Here is a 15,716-nt window from a genome sequence, read left to right as displayed (position 1 = left end):
TCAGGCGCGTTGCCGATCATGGCGCACGCTTGCGTATGGATCGTTCGATCCGGTCCGCAAATTCACGGCGTTCCGACATACTCATCTGCGCGATCCGCTCCACGAGGACAGAGCGCGCAAGCTCGCCACGTTGGCGCATCCGTTCGGACTGCTGGGTCATCGTTAACAATAGCGCCTCTGGATCGAATGGATCCGCACGCAGGGTTGACAACATATCCTGGAATTCGGCTTCCAATTTCTTGCGGTTCTCGGCAAACGACCCGCTGCGATCCCGTAGGATTTTACCGATCTCGCGGCGATCCGATCGCTCCAGCGCGCCTGCCACAGGCGCAAAACCCAGATCGCGGATCGCACCACGATTGGGCCCGCGGGGGTCAAACCCTTGATCACGATGGCCGCCCAGTTTGGCTCCAATCACCAGCCCAAGAACCAGCAGGTTAAGTGTCAGCGACACCACCAGCAAAACTCGCGTCCATTTTTGGCGACCGACGCCAGATTGGTCGGCAGATGGCAAAGTGGGGGTGCTCATCCCTCATCCTCCATAAAAACGTCGGTTCCCAGATAGCTTGGGGTCAGATCCTCAAGCACATAGGATTGTTCGGTCGCGGAATAATTGCCACTTAGAACCAGACCGCCCGACATCGCTTCAAGCTGCGTCGGAGAAGAAAACCCGATCCAGACCCCAGCAACTGTCGCTGTCGCCATGCCCGCCAAGGCAGGCCATCCGCCCATGCTGGCTCTCAGATCGGCCCAAAACCCGCGCGCACGGCGTCGGCCATGTATCTGCTCAAGCGGGATGTTCGTCGAAGTATGTTGCGAGCCGTCCCGCCCGACCTGTTCGGCGGCGGCATCGTCAAGTATGGCAGCCATCAACCTGTCAGACGGCGAAGCTGAATCAAACCGGGCGGCGTCAAACAACGCCTCCAACTCGCGATCATCCAGCATGTTTTTGTCAGTCTTTGCCATATCCCAACTCCTCTCGCTGGCCCGCCAGGGCTTGTGCCAACGCTCTCTTGCCTCGGGCGGTCAAGCTTTCAACCGCCTCGACGCTGATATCCATGATCTGCGCAATATCGGGGTTGGTCTCCCCTTCGATATGACGCAGCGTCACCGCGATCCGTTGCCGATCAGGCAAGCTGTTCAGCGCGGCTTGCAAAGCAGCAACCCGATCCGCCTGTATCATTCGATCAACGGCGGCGGGTGTACTGTCTTCGGGTTCCTCAATCGCGTCGATGTCGACAGTACGCCGCCTTCGCAGCCGGTCCGTGCACAAGTTAGACACCACCCGGAACAGCCATGTCGATACTTTCGCCTCTCCGGTGCGCCAGTCTGGCGCGATCTTCCACAAACGCAACATTGCCTCTTGCGTCACATCTTCGGCCTCGGCCCGATCACCGCCCAGCAGTCGCGCCGCAAACCCCAGAATTCGTGGTGCAAGACGACGGGTCAGAAGCTCTGCCGCCATGGGATCACCATTCCCGTACAAGACGAGAAGCGCGTCATCCGATGCATCAGCATACGCGTCCAAAGCCATTTCCATCCGTCCTGCCTAGCCTCAATGCCCGCAAGTGGCAACGGGTTGGTCCGCCCCAAAATTGCGTGGGGCGGACCTGTGTTTTAGCCGCCGTTACGCTTGCCTTTGCCACCCTTGCCATGTCCACGCATGAAGGCTTCCTTTTGTGCCTCATCGAACTCGGCTTGCGAAATCGCATTGTCATCATCGGTGTCGAAACGGTCAATCATACGATCCAGCCGCGCCTGTTCCGGGGTCATTTCATCTAGGCTCAACGTGCCGTTGCCATTGCTGTCGCGCTTGGCAATCATCTTTTCGATCATCCAGCCCATCTGTTTTTCAGACATTGGCCCCGGGCGCTTCTGCTGATCACCCGCAGCCGCCTGACGTTCGGCCATATTCGCGCTGCGCTGCGCTAGCAGTTCTTCGACCGTCAACTCCCCGTTGCCATCAGCATCCGCTGTCGAAAACCGAGCCTGTGCGTTGGCCTGCAAATCTTCGACAGTGATTTGCCCGTTTGCGTCACTGTCCAGATCAGTGAATTCCATTTGCATGAACCCACCCCGCGGGCCATCCATTCCGCGCCCGTCTTTTCCCCCGAAAGCCATGGCACTGGTCGAGCCCAGCGTAACAGCCGCCCCCAAAACCAAAGCAATTGCGGTTGCAGCGTGTTTTTTCGTCAAATTCATGGTGTATTCCTTTTTGCTTGCCTGTTCGCGCCGGGCCTGTTTCTGTCCGGCGTCATATCCCTTGAACGCTGCAGGGGTGTGTTTCCGTCGCAGTCTGACAAAAAAAATCGCGACATCCCGCCGCAAGACCGATTTCACGGCATGATTTTCCGCGCGTCATTCTCTAGTATGGCTCGGTGCGCGACAGAGGACGATTAAATGACCGAAGTGATGACGATGACACCCGGCCCCGTGACCCACGATGACGGGCAGGAACGCGAGCTGAAGCCCGCGATCAAGAAAGGATGGCGAAAACGTTGCCCAAACTGTGGCACAGGCAAAATGTTTCAGGGCTATCTGAAGGTCCATGACAGCTGTACGGTATGCGGGGAAGAGCTGTACCACCACCGTGCAGATGACGGCCCTGCCTATTTGACCATTCTTGTGGTTGGGCACCTGATGGCGCCGCTTTTGCACATCACCTATGTGAATTTCGTGCAGGAACCGATGGTGCTGGCCTCAATCTTCACCGTGGGTACGGTTGCGGCGTCGTTATACTTACTACCCCGGTTCAAGGGATTCATGGTCGGGTTTCAGTGGGCCAAGCGGATGCATGGGTTCGCGATAAAAGCCGGGACAGACAAATAAGAGGGTGGACAGAGCAATGGGCGAGGCATTGAACGAAGCGATAGACAAGTCGAAGATCATTCGGGACGCAGCAACTGTCATCCTGATCCGCGACAAAGCCGACCGTCCGCACGTCCTGATGGGGCAGCGTGGGGCCAAGGCGGCCTTCATGCCTAACAAGTTTGTCTTTCCCGGCGGGGCCGTTGACCCCAGCGACAGCCATGTGCCGCTGGCCGAGGGCGGGGCAGAACCTTGCCGCACTCGGTTGGGCGAACAGGCAGACCCGGCCTTGTCATCGGCGCTTCTGGTGGCTGCTATCCGCGAGTTGTGGGAGGAAACTGGCCAGATGCTGGCCGCACCCGGCAACTGGAACAGCACTATCCCCTCGGGATGGGAAGCCTTCGCGAACGAGGGGTTGATCCCCTCAGCCCGTGGCATGGCGTTCGTCTTTCGTGCAATCACCCCAAAAGGACGCCCGCGTCGGTTCGACGCGCGTTTCTTTGCGGTGGATGCCGACGAGTTGCTCACCGACATCGACGATTTCTCGCGTGCTTCGGACGAGTTGAGTCACCTGCAATGGATCCCGCTGGACGATGTGCGTCGCTTCGACCTGCCCTTCATCACCGAAGTTGTGCTGGCTGAAATTGTTGGCAACCTGCCTGATTTGGGCGCGCCCGCACAGGTGCCTTTTTTCAACAATTCGGACGAAGAAAGCCTGTTTGAACGGCTGGGTGGCGTTGGGCCTTTGACCGCAGCCAGTTAAGGGCTATTTCAGGAAAAGCACCAAAACCAGCACCGAAATCAGGATCAGCGCGGTCCCGGCATATTCGCGCCCGGTGACCTTTTCACGAAAGACAAACAGCGTGGCTGCGTAGGAAAACAGAAGCTCGACCTGCCCCAGCGCTTTGACCAGCGCCGCGTTTTGCAATGCGAAGGCAGTGAACCAGCAAAAGCTGCCTATCATTGAACACAGTCCCACCAACGCCCCCACCCGCCATGCGGCAAACACGCGGGCGATTTCGCCCTTTTCGCGTAGGGACATCCAGATGATCATGACCAAGGACTGAAACGCAGTGACGACCGCAAGGGTGAAGCCTGCCCTTGCCACCACGTCCTGTGCGGGCAAAGACAAAGCCGCCCCGCGATAGCCGATGGCCGACACCGAAAACAGAAACCCCGCGCCAAGCCCCAACGCTGCGGCCCGATTGAAGAAACGTTTCCAGCCGGTCTTGCCCCCTTCGGGCGGGTCGGACAGCAGGATTAGTCCCAGGAACCCGACGGCAATTGCCATACCCCCGGCCAATCCGACGCCTTCGCCCAGCACCGCCAAACCGACCAGCGCGGTCAGCACGACCTCGGTCTTCTTGAACGTGATACCGACAGCAAAATTTCGTTCGGCAAACAGGGCGACAACGCAGATTGTGGCAAGGATCTGGGCGATTCCACCAGTGAACGCAAACAAAAAGAAACGCCCCCCGGGGACCGGTGCTGCCTGATCGGTAGTCGACAGATAGATCACAAGGATCAATGCCACCAAGGGTGCAGAATAGACAAACCGAGCGAGCGTTGCCCCGGTCGAGGATAGTCGCGTATCCTTCAGTCGCTTTTGCAGCATGAACCGCAGGTTCTGCGAAAATGCGGCGGCAATAGTGATCGGGATCCAGGCTTGCATGATGTCCCTTTGGCACAGGGACGAACGAAACGCCAGATGGGTTAGCGTGTTTGCAGTCGCGACAGGTTGTAACCGTTGAAACCCAGCACATCGCGCGCCGCCTTGATCCGATCCTCGCCTCCCGATCGCGACCGGTCGATGATCCAGCCAAAACTGCCCGAAGGCGTGCCAATGGCGGCGGTGCGGTAATCAGCGTCCACCCAGAGCACCCAGTATTGAGTGTCAAAGGGCGGCGTACCGACGGTGATCCGCCCAGGCGCGGGTTGCTTGGTTGGATACCGCTCAAGCAGCCCCGACGGGCCATAGACATCCATCGCCGTGATTTTGCCATTGCTATGTGTCAGGTTCACCGCCCCGAAAGACGGCTTCTCACCGGGATAGACAAACTCTCCGCGAATTTCCCAACGCCCCGCGAAGCGCGCAGCGTCAAACCGCGTGGTCGAGCTGAGTTGTCGCGTCTTACTGCGATGAAACTCGACACCTGACCCGCCGCCGACGCAGGCGGCCAGACTGGCGGCCATGGCCGCCGCGCCGGTCATAGTCATCATTTGACGTCGTTTCATGGCACTTATCCTTCATATATTGCAGGCGCTTGGCACTCGACCTTTAGAATGGCATCGGTTGGGCACGATGGGTCAGATCAATGTCCTTCAATACTTCGTCTGACAGGATCAAATCCTTGCCATCCAGAATGCGCGTCAACTGCTCCATCGACGATGCGCCAAAGATGGTCGACCCCATGAAGGGGCGCGACACTGAAAAAGCCAACGCCATGTGAACCGGGTCCAAACCGTGTTTTTTTGCCAAGGCAAGATAGGCTTCCACCGCCTCGAAGGCCCGTGGTGTAGCCCGCCCGCCCAGCCCTGGCGACAGGTCCATCCGCGATCCCTTGGGCACCGCGTTGTTCTGATACTTGCCCGTCAGAAGCCCCGTGGCCAGCGGTGAATAGGCCAGCACGCGCACGCCTTCGTTCATACACAGTTCGGCCAGATCCGTATCGGCCAGCCGGAACATCAGGCTATATTCATTCTGGATCGAGATCACTTCAGGCGCACCCATTTCGCGCGCGATGCGCAGCCATTCAGCAGTGCCCCATGCGCTTTCGTTGGACAGTGCAAAATGGCGCACCTTGCCGGCGGCCACGACTTCTGCCATCGCCTTGAGCACGTCACGCATATGGGCTTCGACCTCGTCCTTGTTCTGGCCAGATGGGTCAAAGGTCCAGTTTTGGCGAAACGCATAGCTGCCGCGAATGGGCCAGTGGGTCTGATAGATGTCGATATAGTCGGTGTTCAGGTTGGTCAGGCTTGCGTCCACCGCCTCGTGAATGATCGCACCATTGTAGCCTTTTCCACCACGCTTCCAGCCCGGATTGTCGCCCGACACTTTCGTGGCGATAACCACATCGTCCCGCCGCCCGGTTTTAGCGACCCAACTTCCGACTATCTGCTCAGAGCGACCACATCTTTCCGCCTTGATCGGGTTGACCGGATACATCTCGGCGCTGTCGATGAAGTTGATACCGTGATCCAGCGACATGTCGATCTGGGTGTGGCCCTCGGCCTCGGTATTGGTGGACCCCCAAAGCATAGAGCCAAGACACAATGCGCTGACCTCAAGCTCTCCGCCTGCCAGTTTGTTCATTCGCATTTTGCTTTTCCCTTTCACCCTGTTTGCCGCGGCAAGGTTGCCCATCGCCTTCGCAAGAACAACCCCAAAACGCGCGGGCCATGCACCGTCAGAACGTCGTATTCACCGCACCGCCATCCAGCAGGATATTCTGCCCCACCATGTAGCCTGCATGTTGCGAACACATGAAAGCACAAGTGGCGCCGAACTCGTCAATCGTGCCGTATCGCCCTGCGGGAATGGTCGCCTGACGGGCGGCGCGAGCCTCGTCCATGGTGATGCCCTGTGCCTCGACCACGCCCTTGTCCAGCGCGGTGGCGCGGTCGGTATCGTGGATGCCCGGCAGCAGGTTGTTGATGATGACACCCTGCCCCGCCACCTGCCGCGCGGTGCCCGCGACGAAACCGGTCAGCCCGGTGCGCGCGGTGTTGGACAAGCCCAGAACCGCAATCGGAGATTTCACCGACTGGCTGGTGATGTTCACCACCCGCCCCCAACCGCGGTCAGCCATACCGGGCACAAGCGCCTGCATCAGGGCAATCGGTGCCAGCATGTTGGCATCAAGTGCGGCGATGAAGTCGTCGCGATCCCAATCCGACCACATGCCGGGCGGTGGACCGCCAGCATTGGTCACAAGGATGTCGACATCACCTGCCGCCGCAAGCAAGGCCGCGCGTCCGTCCTCCGTCGTCACGTCAGCGGCGACCGCCACCACGTCAACGCCGGTTTCGGCACGGATCGCATCGGCGGCGGCCAAAAGCGGCCCCTCGGTCCGGGCGTTCATCACCAACGACACGCCTGCGTGCGCCAAAGCCCGCGCACAACCCAACCCCAACCCTTTCGAGGACGCACATACCAGCGCCCGCTTGCCTGAAATACCAAGATCCATTGGAACCTCCCATCTGTTCGCGCCGCTTGGCGCCAAGTCCTGCCCAGACCTAGCAGGGCCGCCGGGGCGAGTGAAGCGCATCCTTGTTGCGCGCGCCCGTCCCCGTCGCTATATGCCATCCCATGTTGGACACCGCATCAAACCGCCCCGAATTGCCGCCCGAGATTGCGCGCCGTCGCACCTTTGCGATCATCAGCCACCCGGACGCCGGCAAGACGACCCTGACCGAGAAATTCCTTCTATATGGTGGCGCCATTCAGATGGCCGGACAGGTGCGCGCCAAGGGCGAAGCGCGGCGCACGCGGTCAGACTTCATGAAGATGGAGCAGGATCGAGGCATCTCGGTCTCTGCGTCGGCCATGTCGTTCGATTTCGGCAAATACCGTTTCAATCTGGTCGACACGCCCGGCCACTCGGATTTTTCCGAGGACACGTATCGCACGCTGACCGCCGTGGACGCCGCCGTGATGGTAATCGACGGGGCGAAAGGCGTGGAAAGTCAGACGCAGAAACTGTTCGAGGTCTGCCGCCTGCGCGATCTGCCGATCCTCACCTTCTGTAACAAAATGGACCGCGAAAGCCGGGACACCTTCGATATTATTGATGAAATTCAGGAAAACCTTGCGATTGACGTAACGCCCGCCAGCTGGCCCATAGGTATGGGCCGCGACTTCCTTGGTTGCTACGATCTTCTGAACGACCGTCTGGAGCTTATGGATCGCGCCGACCGCAACGTGGTGGCCGAAACGGTCGAGATCAACGGATTGGACGACCCAAAACTTGCCGAACACGTGCCAGCGCACATGCTGGAAAGGTTTCTAGAAGAGGTCGAAATGGCGCGCGAATTGCTGCCCTCGCTCGACCCGCAATCGGTGCTGGAAGGGCATATGACACCGATCTGGTTCGGCTCAGCCATCAATTCATTCGGCGTGCAAGAACTGATGCAGGGCATTGCAGATTACGGCCCCGAACCACAGCCCCAGCAAGCCAGCCCCCGCGCCATCGCGCCCGAGGAAACCAAGGTCGCGGGTTTCGTCTTCAAGGTACAGGCCAACATGGATCCGAAACACCGCGACCGCGTGGCGTTCATGCGGTTGGCTTCGGGCCATTTCAAGCGTGGCATGAAACTGACCCATGTGCGCACGAAAAAACCGATGGCTGTGTCGAACCCGGTCTTGTTCCTAGCCTCGGACCGCGAACTAGCCGAGGAGGCTTGGGCAGGCGACATCATCGGCATCCCCAACCACGGGCAACTGCGCATTGGCGACACCCTTACCGAAGGCGAAATGATCCGCGCCACTGGCATCCCCTCGTTCGCGCCAGAGCTTCTGCAGGGCGTGCGGGCGGGCGACCCGATGAAGGCCAAGCATCTTGAAAAAGCGTTGATGCAGTTTGCCGAAGAAGGTGCAGCCAAGGTGTTTAAACCCAACATCGGATCGGGTTTCATCGTCGGCGTCGTCGGCGCGCTGCAGTTCGAAGTGCTCGCCAGTCGGATTGAACAGGAATATGGGTTGCCCGTGCGCTTTGAAGCCTCGCAATTCACCTCAGCCCGCTGGATCATCGGCGAGAAAGACGAGGTTGAAAAACTGGTCGAGACCAACAAGCAGCACATCGCGTATGATAATGACGGCGATCCGGTATTTTTGACGCGTCTTCAATGGGATATTGATCGTGTTGAACGCGACTATCCGGCATTGAAACTCTCGGCGACGAAGGAAATGATGGTCTGAACAATGCCCCCACCGCGCCCCTCACCGTTACAAAACCGCGTTTTGCCGACGGGAGAGATCGTAGCAAATCACGCACGGGGCATTTTTACTGGAAATCGGGGAATTCTGCCCTTTCGTGACGGACGGCTTGGCGTTTCTCGCTGGAAGCACCAACACTGGATCATCTGCGACCTGACCCATCCCAAAGGTCGATATCACGGCCCCATGCCCGCTCGCGCGTGGACACCCCTGTTTTTTCTGGACGAAGCCGTTGGGCTGGCCGCCGGTCATCGCCCATGTGCCTATTGCCGACCAGATGCCTATCGCGCGTTCAAAATGGCTTGGCAAACTTCTGGGGCAAATTCCGACGGGCACAAAGAAATTGATAAATCTCTGCACCACAGCCGGGTCAATCGCAAACGGTCACAGATCCGCCACACCGCGGACGGGATATCGTTGCCAGATGGCTGCTTCATCCTCCACGAAGGTGCCCCGCATCTGGTTTGGCGCAATCACGTTCTGCCTTGCTTGACTGATGGTTACGGTCCCAAGACCGATAAACCAAACGGCCCGCAGATCGTGTTGACCCCTGCCCCTATCATTGGCGTCCTGCGCGAAGGTTACACTCCTATCCTGCATCACAGCGCCGCGACTGTGGCAACAATCGCAACGCATTGCCCGGATTGACCACAAACCAACCCATGTCATTGACCATGCCCCGGTTTTTCTTTACCCACAGGGCATATTGAAGGGGCGCAAATATTGCGAGCCGGCCATCCGGGCCTTCCCTTCCCATCCGCACGGGCCAGTGTTGTCCGTGAAACAGGACATACATGACCAAATTTTCTGACTTGAAACTCAGCCCTAAGGTGCTGAAAGCAATCGACGAAGCGGGCTACGAGACCCCGACCCCCATTCAAGAAGGCGCCATCCCGCATGCTCTCGAAGGGCGCGATGTGCTGGGCATCGCCCAGACCGGCACAGGCAAGACCGCCAGTTTTACCCTGCCGATGATCACAGCCCTTGCCCGTGGTCGTGCCCGCGCACGGATGCCGCGCTCGCTTGTGCTGTGCCCCACGCGTGAACTGGCCGCCCAGGTGGCGGAGAACTTCGACACCTACGCAAAGCATGTGAAACTGACCAAAGCTCTTTTGATCGGTGGAGTCAGCTTCAAAGAACAGGATCAGGCGATTGACCGCGGAGTTGATGTGCTGATCGCGACGCCCGGCCGCCTGCTGGACCATTTCGAACGCGGCAAGCTTTTGCTGACTGGCGTGCAGATCATGGTGGTCGACGAGGCTGACCGGATGCTCGATATGGGCTTTATCCCTGACATCGAAAAGATTTTCTCGCTCACCCCATTCACCCGCCAGACGCTCTTCTTTTCGGCAACAATGGCCCCCGAAATCGAGCGGATCACCAACACCTTCCTGTCAAACCCTGCCCGGATCGAGGTGGCACGCCAAGCCACAGCGTCCGAGACGATCAGCCAGGAACTGTGCATGTTCAGAGCCTCGCGCCGCGATCGTGCCGCCAGTGAAAAACGCAAGCTTCTGCGTGCACTGATCGACCGCGAAGGTGATGCCTGCACAAACGCGATCATCTTCTGCAACCGTAAGACAGATGTAGATATCACCGCAAAAAGCCTGAAGAAATACGGCTATGACGCGGCGCCCATTCACGGCGATCTGGAACAGTCCAAGCGGATGGAGGTGCTGGACGGGTTCCGCGCGGGCACGCTCAAGTTCCTGTGCGCCTCGGACGTGGCGGCTCGTGGGCTGGACATTCCAAACGTCAGCCACGTGTTCAACTATGATGTGCCCGGACACGCAGAAGATTACGTGCACCGTATCGGACGCACCGGACGTGCCGGGCGTGATGGCAAGGCAATCATGATTTGCGAGCCGCGTGACGAAAAGAACCTTGATGCTGTCGAACGGCTGATTGAAAGCAAGATCCCCCGCGTCGATAACCCCTTTGGCGACAAGCCTGCTCCTGCCCGCAGCAAAGACGCCGACGCGCAAGACAGCACGCCTGCCAAACGTCCCCGTAGCAGCAAAAGTGACGCCAAGCCCAAGGACGTCGCCCCGGCCCAACCAGCAGCGCAGCCAGTCAAAGAAAAGAAAAAAACGCGTGCGCGCGCGGATCGTCGTGACCAAAAGCACGACAGCAAATCAATCGGAATGGGTGATCATCTGCCCGATTTCATCGCTAAGAGCTTCGACGAACGCCGCACCGGCTAATTTGCACGCACATAAACAAAAAAGACCCGCACCTGATCTTGCGGGTCTCTTTCTTTGGGTCCGTGTTTTCTTCTGGCAAGAAATATCCCCGCCATAGGACGCCGCGCATCGCGCGGCAAATCCTGTCACTCCAAACGACTAACAACAACGGTCACTTCGGGTTTGCGCCCGATCTCGTCATTGGTGGACTTGCGGGCAAGACGCTTCAACTCTTCCCCTAGCTTGTCGTCATCGCGCAAAGTCTTGCGCCCGGCGCGCATTAGGAACTGGCCCAGATCTTCTTCCAGCACGTCTACCAATGGCGCTTTCGACTTGCCGGTCTCTGGCAATCCCATCAGTTCGACCCACGGATCTCCCAACGGATCGTCCCCTTCGACGATCACGTTCACGATGACATGGCCGTTCAGCGCCATACGGATGCGATCTCGCACCACCCCATCCAACGACCCTATCAGGATATCGCCATCCAGATAGATCCGATCCGTGTCCACATGCTCGACAATATGTGGTGTGTCGCCTGTCAGGTTGCACACCGCACCATTCACGACGACCAGCGCGTTGCGGCCGCCCTCTTCCACCAGCTTGGCATGTTCGCGCAAGTGGCGGTGTTCCCCATGCATCGGGATCACCATCTGGGGATTGATGATGTCGTGAACCCGCTGCAGATCAGGTCGGTTTGCGTGACCCGAAACGTGATAGCGATCGCTTTCCGCGACCATATCCACACCCATCTCGGAAAACGCGTTCATGATACGGATCACACCGCGTTCATTGCCCGGAATGGTCTTGGAGGAAAACAGAAACATGTCCCCTTCTGCCATGGACAGCCCCATATATTTTCCACGCGCCAGTTGAGCCGACGCCGCGCGCCGCTCGCCCTGACTACCGGTGACGATCAGCATCAAGCTTTCGCGCGGAATATCACGCGCATCTTCAACCGAGACTGTTGTGGGAAAATCCCCTAAAATGCCAGTTTCGACACCGGCCTGGATCATACGCCGCATCGCACGGCCCAGAAGACAGACAGATCGCCCCGCAGCCTTGCCCGCTTCGGCGAGTTGCTTCACCCGCGCCACGTTCGAGGCGAATGTCGTCGCGACCACCATATGCGGTGCTTCACTGATCAGTTTGACCAGTTCCGGGCCGACCTCAGCCTCAGAGCGGCCGGGATGGGTCGAAAACACATTGGTGGAATCGCAGACCAGCGCCTTCACTCCCGGTTTGGCAATCTCGCGCCACAGCGTCTCGTCAAACGGGTCGCCCAGAACGGGTGTTTCGTCCAGTTTGAAATCGCCCGTATGCACGATGCGCCCCGCGGGCGTGTCAATCACCAACCCCGCACTTTCTGGGATAGAGTGACTGAGCGGCAGGAAACTGACCTTGAACGGACCGGCTTCGATCACTTGCGGATAGCTGTCTGCGGCAATGACCACTTCGGGCACCTGCCCGGCCTCCTCCATCTTGCGCTGTGCGTGATAGCGGGTGAATGGGCGCGCGTGGATCGGTGCTTTTAGTCGGGGATAAAGCCGCCCCACCGCGCCCACGTGATCCTCATGCGCGTGAGTGATAAAAATCGCTTCCAACCGGTCGGCATTGTCAGCAAGCCAGGTGATATCTGGCATGATCAGGTTAACACCCGGTGTGGTGTCCATATCCGGGAAAGTCACGCCCAGGTCGACAAGGATCAGGCGCTCTTTTCCGGGTTTGCCATAGCCATAGACATAGGCATTCATGCCGATCTCGCCGGCGCCCCCCAACGGGAGGTAAATCAGACGGTCAGCGGTCATATGTTGCCCTGTTCCTTGTTATATTTGTATATGCTGACCAGCCCATGCATGGTCAGGTCGTGGTCGATCTCGTCATAGAGATGCGCGCCCTGCTCGAAAAGCGGCGCAAGACCACCAGTGCCAATGACTTTCATCGGCAAACCGTATTCATCTTTCACTTTTTGCACCAGCCCTTGCACAAGACCAACATAGCCCCAGAAAATACCGGATTGAATGCACCCCACCGTATTGGAGCCAATCACCTTGTCTGGTTGAGTCACATCCACATGGGGCAGTGCGGCAGCCCCTTGGTGCAAAGCCTCAAGTGACAGGTTTACGCCGGGTGCAATCACCCCCCCGATATAGGCGCCGTCATGGGCCACAACGTCAATATTCGTGGCCGTGCCAAAATCAACCACCATGCAATCGCCACCATAGCGTTCAAAGGCAGCCACCGCATTGGCCAGACGGTCGGGCCCGGGGGTCGCCCCTTGGTCAACACGGGGTGGCACCGGCAAAAGGCAATCAGGTTTTCCCACAACCAGCGGGCGGCAGCCAAAAAACCGATCTGCGAACACGCGCAGGTTCCAAACCACACGCGGCACGGTCGAGCTGACCACCACGTCGTCGATATCCGGCTTGATCCCATAGTGATTGATCAGAGTCGAAAACCACGTGAAATACGCATCCGCTGTGCGCGAATGGTGGGTTGATGTGCGCATTGTGCACAGAAATTTGTCGCCATCCCAGATCGAGAATGCTGTGTTTGTGTTGCCGCAGTCGATCGCCAAAAGCATGCGTTGCCCCTTAGAAGAAAATCTCGGCCGCGGGGATCACCACGCGGGATGTGGTCGTTGATAAGACAAGGTTGCCCTCTTCGTCCACCGTGTCGAACCGTCCGGTATATTCGGCGTGCGTGGTGCGCGCGGTGATGACCTCGCCCAGACGGGCGGCGCGGGCCAGCCACGCCTCACGAATGGGCGCAAAACCGTAGGTGGTGAACGTCGCTTCGTGCTTTGCATAGGCGGGGGCCAGCAGGTCAAGAAACGCCTCTGGTGTCAGGCTGACCCCAGTTTCCCCGGCCAGACTGACAGGCGCAACGGCGCGTCCTTCGATGGCCGCTCCTTCGGGCGCGTCGATCAGATTGACACCAATCCCAATCGCAAAATGCCCGATCTGCGTGCCCATCCCAGCACTTTCCAACAGAATGCCAGCCACTTTGCCATCATTCAGAAGCACATCGTTGGGCCATTTTAGGGAAAATGCATCCGTAAGTCTTGTGGCCATGACAAGGGCATCAAACAGGGCAAGCGACGCAACAAAGCTTCTAAGCGCGACTTGCGCTGGCGGTTCGGTCGGGCGCATGACCAATGTGGCCGAGAAATGCCCGACGGGATCTGCCCACGCCCGGCCACGACGCCCACGACCTGCGGTCTGGCGATGCGCCAGGATCCATGTTGGACCCAAAAGACCCGGCGCGATGCGCCGGGCCTCTTCATTCGTGCTGTCGACCTGATCCAGAACACGTTTTCCAACGCCCTCTGGCCACGCCGTGCGGCTATTATTTGACAAGGGCTTCGGCGGCTGCGGCGGCGGCCGTTTCGATGCCAAAGAAGTTCACAACACCCAAAATGACAATCGCTGCCGATCCGACCAGCGCCAACCAGGCTGCGGGCGACATCTTGAGCTCAAGCCCTTCGCCTTCCTCCCCGAAATACATGAAGTAGACGATGCGCAGGTAATAGAACGCCCCGATGACCGACGCAACGACACCTGCCACAGCAAGCCATGTCAGCCCTGCCTGAACAGCGGCAATCAGCACACCGTATTTGGCAAAGAAGCCCAGCATAGGCGGCACACCGGCCAGCGAGAACAGCAAGACCAGCATCGCCAATCCCCTGAGTTTATCCTTCAGTGCAAACTGATTCAGGGCCGAGATATCAGCAATCGGGCGACCGTCACGCTCCATCGAGATAATAAAAGCAAAGGTGCCGATGTTCATGGTCAGGTAAACAGCCATATAGAGAAGCATGGCTTGGACACCATATTCAGTACCCGCTGCAAGCCCCATCAAGGCAAAGCCCATATGCGCAATCGACGAATAAGCCATCAGACGTTTGAAGTTGGTCTGCCCAATGGCGGCAATCGCACCAAGGAACATCGACAATACTGCCAGAAGGGCGATGATCTGTTGCCAGTCTCCGATGGCCCCACCGAACGCATCGAACAGAACGCGACCGAAAAGGCCCATTGCAGCCAGCTTTGGTGCGGTCGCGAAGAAAGCCGTGACGGGTGTCGGCGCGCCTTCATAAACATCCGGCGTCCACATGTGGAATGGCACGGCGGAGACCTTGAAGGCCAGGCCCGCCGAAACAAACACCAAACCGATCAACAGACCAAGGCCCACATGTCCGTCATTGGCGGCTTGAATGATGCCCGTGAACAACGTTGTGCCGGCGTAGCCGTAGGTCAGCGAGGCCCCGTAAAGCAGCAGCCCCGACGACAGAGCGCCCAGCACGAAGTATTTCAGACCGGCTTCGGTCGACTTTACGCTGTCGCGGTTTAACGACGCGACCACATAAAGCGACAACGATTGCAGCTCCAGCCCCATATAAAGCGCCATCAGGTCGCCTGCCGACACCATCATCATCATACCGACGGTGCCTAGGGCTACGAGGATCGGGTATTCGAACCGCAGAAGCCCGCGGCGCGACATTGTTGCCTCACCCATCACCAGAACGGCAGCAGCGGCCAGCAGGATTGCGACCTTGGCAAACCGCGCATACGCATCGTCAAGGAACATGCCCCCGAACGCGGCAGTCGTTCCGTCCATCCCAGCCACCATCAATGCGATGACGATCATCACCGCACCGGTGATCCAGGTGATCGGCTTGGCCAGCGCATCCTTGCCGGTATAGACCGCAGCCAGCAGGGCTACCATCGCATAGACGGCCAGAACGAGTTCAGGCAGAACCGTTTGAATATCAACAGAGTTCATCT

Annotated in this window: 17 protein-coding genes; 5 read left to right on the top strand and 12 right to left on the bottom strand. The window is 58.6% G+C overall.

The window, feature by feature from the left end; translation table 11 throughout:
• Positions 1-16: 16 nt before the first annotated feature.
• From MWU51_RS04795 to MWU51_RS04780, 4 genes are all read right to left on the bottom strand, one after another.
• A complete protein-coding gene (locus MWU51_RS04795) occupies positions 17-529 on the bottom strand; it encodes a periplasmic heavy metal sensor (RefSeq protein WP_247035180.1) in 513 nt (170 codons plus the stop codon).
• Positions 526-966: a hypothetical protein gene (locus MWU51_RS04790; RefSeq protein WP_247035178.1), complete on the bottom strand. Its 441-nt coding sequence runs from the start codon at positions 964-966 to the stop codon at positions 526-528. The genes MWU51_RS04795 and MWU51_RS04790 overlap by 4 nt, the downstream gene beginning before the upstream one ends.
• Positions 953-1,540 (bottom strand): RNA polymerase sigma factor, encoded by a 588-nt coding sequence (locus tag MWU51_RS04785; RefSeq protein ID WP_247035175.1) that lies wholly within the window; start codon positions 1,538-1,540, stop codon positions 953-955. The genes MWU51_RS04790 and MWU51_RS04785 overlap by 14 nt, the downstream gene beginning before the upstream one ends.
• 77 nt (positions 1,541-1,617) lie before the next feature.
• On the bottom strand, positions 1,618-2,202 hold the full coding sequence (locus MWU51_RS04780; protein ID WP_247035173.1) for an EF-hand domain-containing protein: 585 nt from the start codon (positions 2,200-2,202) through the stop codon (positions 1,618-1,620).
• A gap of 198 nt (positions 2,203-2,400) precedes the next feature.
• Between MWU51_RS04780 and MWU51_RS04775 the strand changes: the two genes are divergently transcribed.
• Complete coding sequence (locus MWU51_RS04775; protein ID WP_247035171.1) at positions 2,401-2,829, top strand: DUF983 domain-containing protein; 429 nt, start codon at positions 2,401-2,403, stop codon at positions 2,827-2,829.
• A gap of 16 nt (positions 2,830-2,845) precedes the next feature.
• Complete coding sequence (locus tag MWU51_RS04770; RefSeq protein ID WP_247035169.1) at positions 2,846-3,571, top strand: NUDIX hydrolase; 726 nt, start codon at positions 2,846-2,848, stop codon at positions 3,569-3,571.
• Positions 3,572-3,574: 3 nt separating this feature from the next.
• On the opposite strand, the gene MWU51_RS04765 is transcribed toward MWU51_RS04770, so the two are convergent.
• From MWU51_RS04765 to MWU51_RS04750, 4 genes are all read right to left on the bottom strand, one after another.
• Positions 3,575-4,480: a DMT family transporter gene (locus MWU51_RS04765; protein ID WP_247035168.1), complete on the bottom strand. Its 906-nt coding sequence runs from the start codon at positions 4,478-4,480 to the stop codon at positions 3,575-3,577.
• A 41-nt stretch (positions 4,481-4,521) separates the two neighbouring features.
• On the bottom strand, positions 4,522-5,043 hold the full coding sequence (locus tag MWU51_RS04760) for a lipocalin family protein (RefSeq protein ID WP_247035167.1): 522 nt from the start codon (positions 5,041-5,043) through the stop codon (positions 4,522-4,524).
• A 43-nt stretch (positions 5,044-5,086) separates the two neighbouring features.
• Positions 5,087-6,130, bottom strand: a complete 1,044-nt coding sequence (locus tag MWU51_RS04755; RefSeq protein WP_247035166.1) for an aldo/keto reductase — start codon at positions 6,128-6,130, stop codon at positions 5,087-5,089.
• A gap of 88 nt (positions 6,131-6,218) precedes the next feature.
• Entirely contained in the window at positions 6,219-6,998 is a 780-nt protein-coding gene (locus tag MWU51_RS04750; RefSeq protein WP_247035165.1) for an SDR family oxidoreductase, read from the bottom strand.
• Positions 6,999-7,120: 122 nt separating this feature from the next.
• Between MWU51_RS04750 and MWU51_RS04745 the strand changes: the two genes are divergently transcribed.
• The 3 genes from MWU51_RS04745 (at position 7,121) to MWU51_RS04735 (ending at position 10,950) form a co-directional block, all read left to right on the top strand.
• Positions 7,121-8,728, top strand: a complete 1,608-nt coding sequence (locus MWU51_RS04745) for a peptide chain release factor 3 (RefSeq protein ID WP_247035164.1) — start codon at positions 7,121-7,123, stop codon at positions 8,726-8,728.
• Between the two features lie 3 nt (positions 8,729-8,731).
• Complete coding sequence (locus tag MWU51_RS04740; protein WP_247035163.1) at positions 8,732-9,394, top strand: hypothetical protein; 663 nt, start codon at positions 8,732-8,734, stop codon at positions 9,392-9,394.
• 146 nt (positions 9,395-9,540) lie between these two features.
• Positions 9,541-10,950: a DEAD/DEAH box helicase gene (locus MWU51_RS04735; protein WP_247035162.1), complete on the top strand. Its 1,410-nt coding sequence runs from the start codon at positions 9,541-9,543 to the stop codon at positions 10,948-10,950.
• Positions 10,951-11,075: 125 nt separating this feature from the next.
• On the opposite strand, the gene MWU51_RS04730 is transcribed toward MWU51_RS04735, so the two are convergent.
• From MWU51_RS04730 to nuoN, 4 genes are read right to left on the bottom strand one after another with little or no spacing between them, the layout of a single operon-like run.
• Positions 11,076-12,737, bottom strand: a complete 1,662-nt coding sequence (locus tag MWU51_RS04730) for a ribonuclease J (protein ID WP_247035160.1) — start codon at positions 12,735-12,737, stop codon at positions 11,076-11,078.
• Entirely contained in the window at positions 12,734-13,513 is a 780-nt protein-coding gene (locus MWU51_RS04725) for a type III pantothenate kinase (protein ID WP_247035158.1), read from the bottom strand. Before MWU51_RS04725 ends, MWU51_RS04730 begins: the two co-directional genes overlap by 4 nt.
• Positions 13,514-13,523: 10 nt before the next feature.
• Positions 13,524-14,288: a biotin--[acetyl-CoA-carboxylase] ligase gene (locus MWU51_RS04720; RefSeq protein ID WP_247035156.1), complete on the bottom strand. Its 765-nt coding sequence runs from the start codon at positions 14,286-14,288 to the stop codon at positions 13,524-13,526.
• Positions 14,278-15,714 carry an NADH-quinone oxidoreductase subunit NuoN gene (gene nuoN / locus MWU51_RS04715; RefSeq protein WP_247035154.1) on the bottom strand — a complete coding sequence of 479 codons (1,437 nt, stop codon included), beginning with the start codon at positions 15,712-15,714 and terminating at the stop codon, positions 14,278-14,280. The genes MWU51_RS04720 and nuoN overlap by 11 nt, the downstream gene beginning before the upstream one ends.
• Positions 15,715-15,716: the final 2 nt, after the last annotated feature.

The organism is Aliiroseovarius sp. F47248L, assembly GCF_023016085.1.
In the GTDB taxonomy this organism is placed as follows: Bacteria; Pseudomonadota; Alphaproteobacteria; order Rhodobacterales; family Rhodobacteraceae; genus Aliiroseovarius.
Note: the sequence above shows the minus strand (reverse complement) of the source record. Positions and strands in the feature narration are given on the sequence as shown.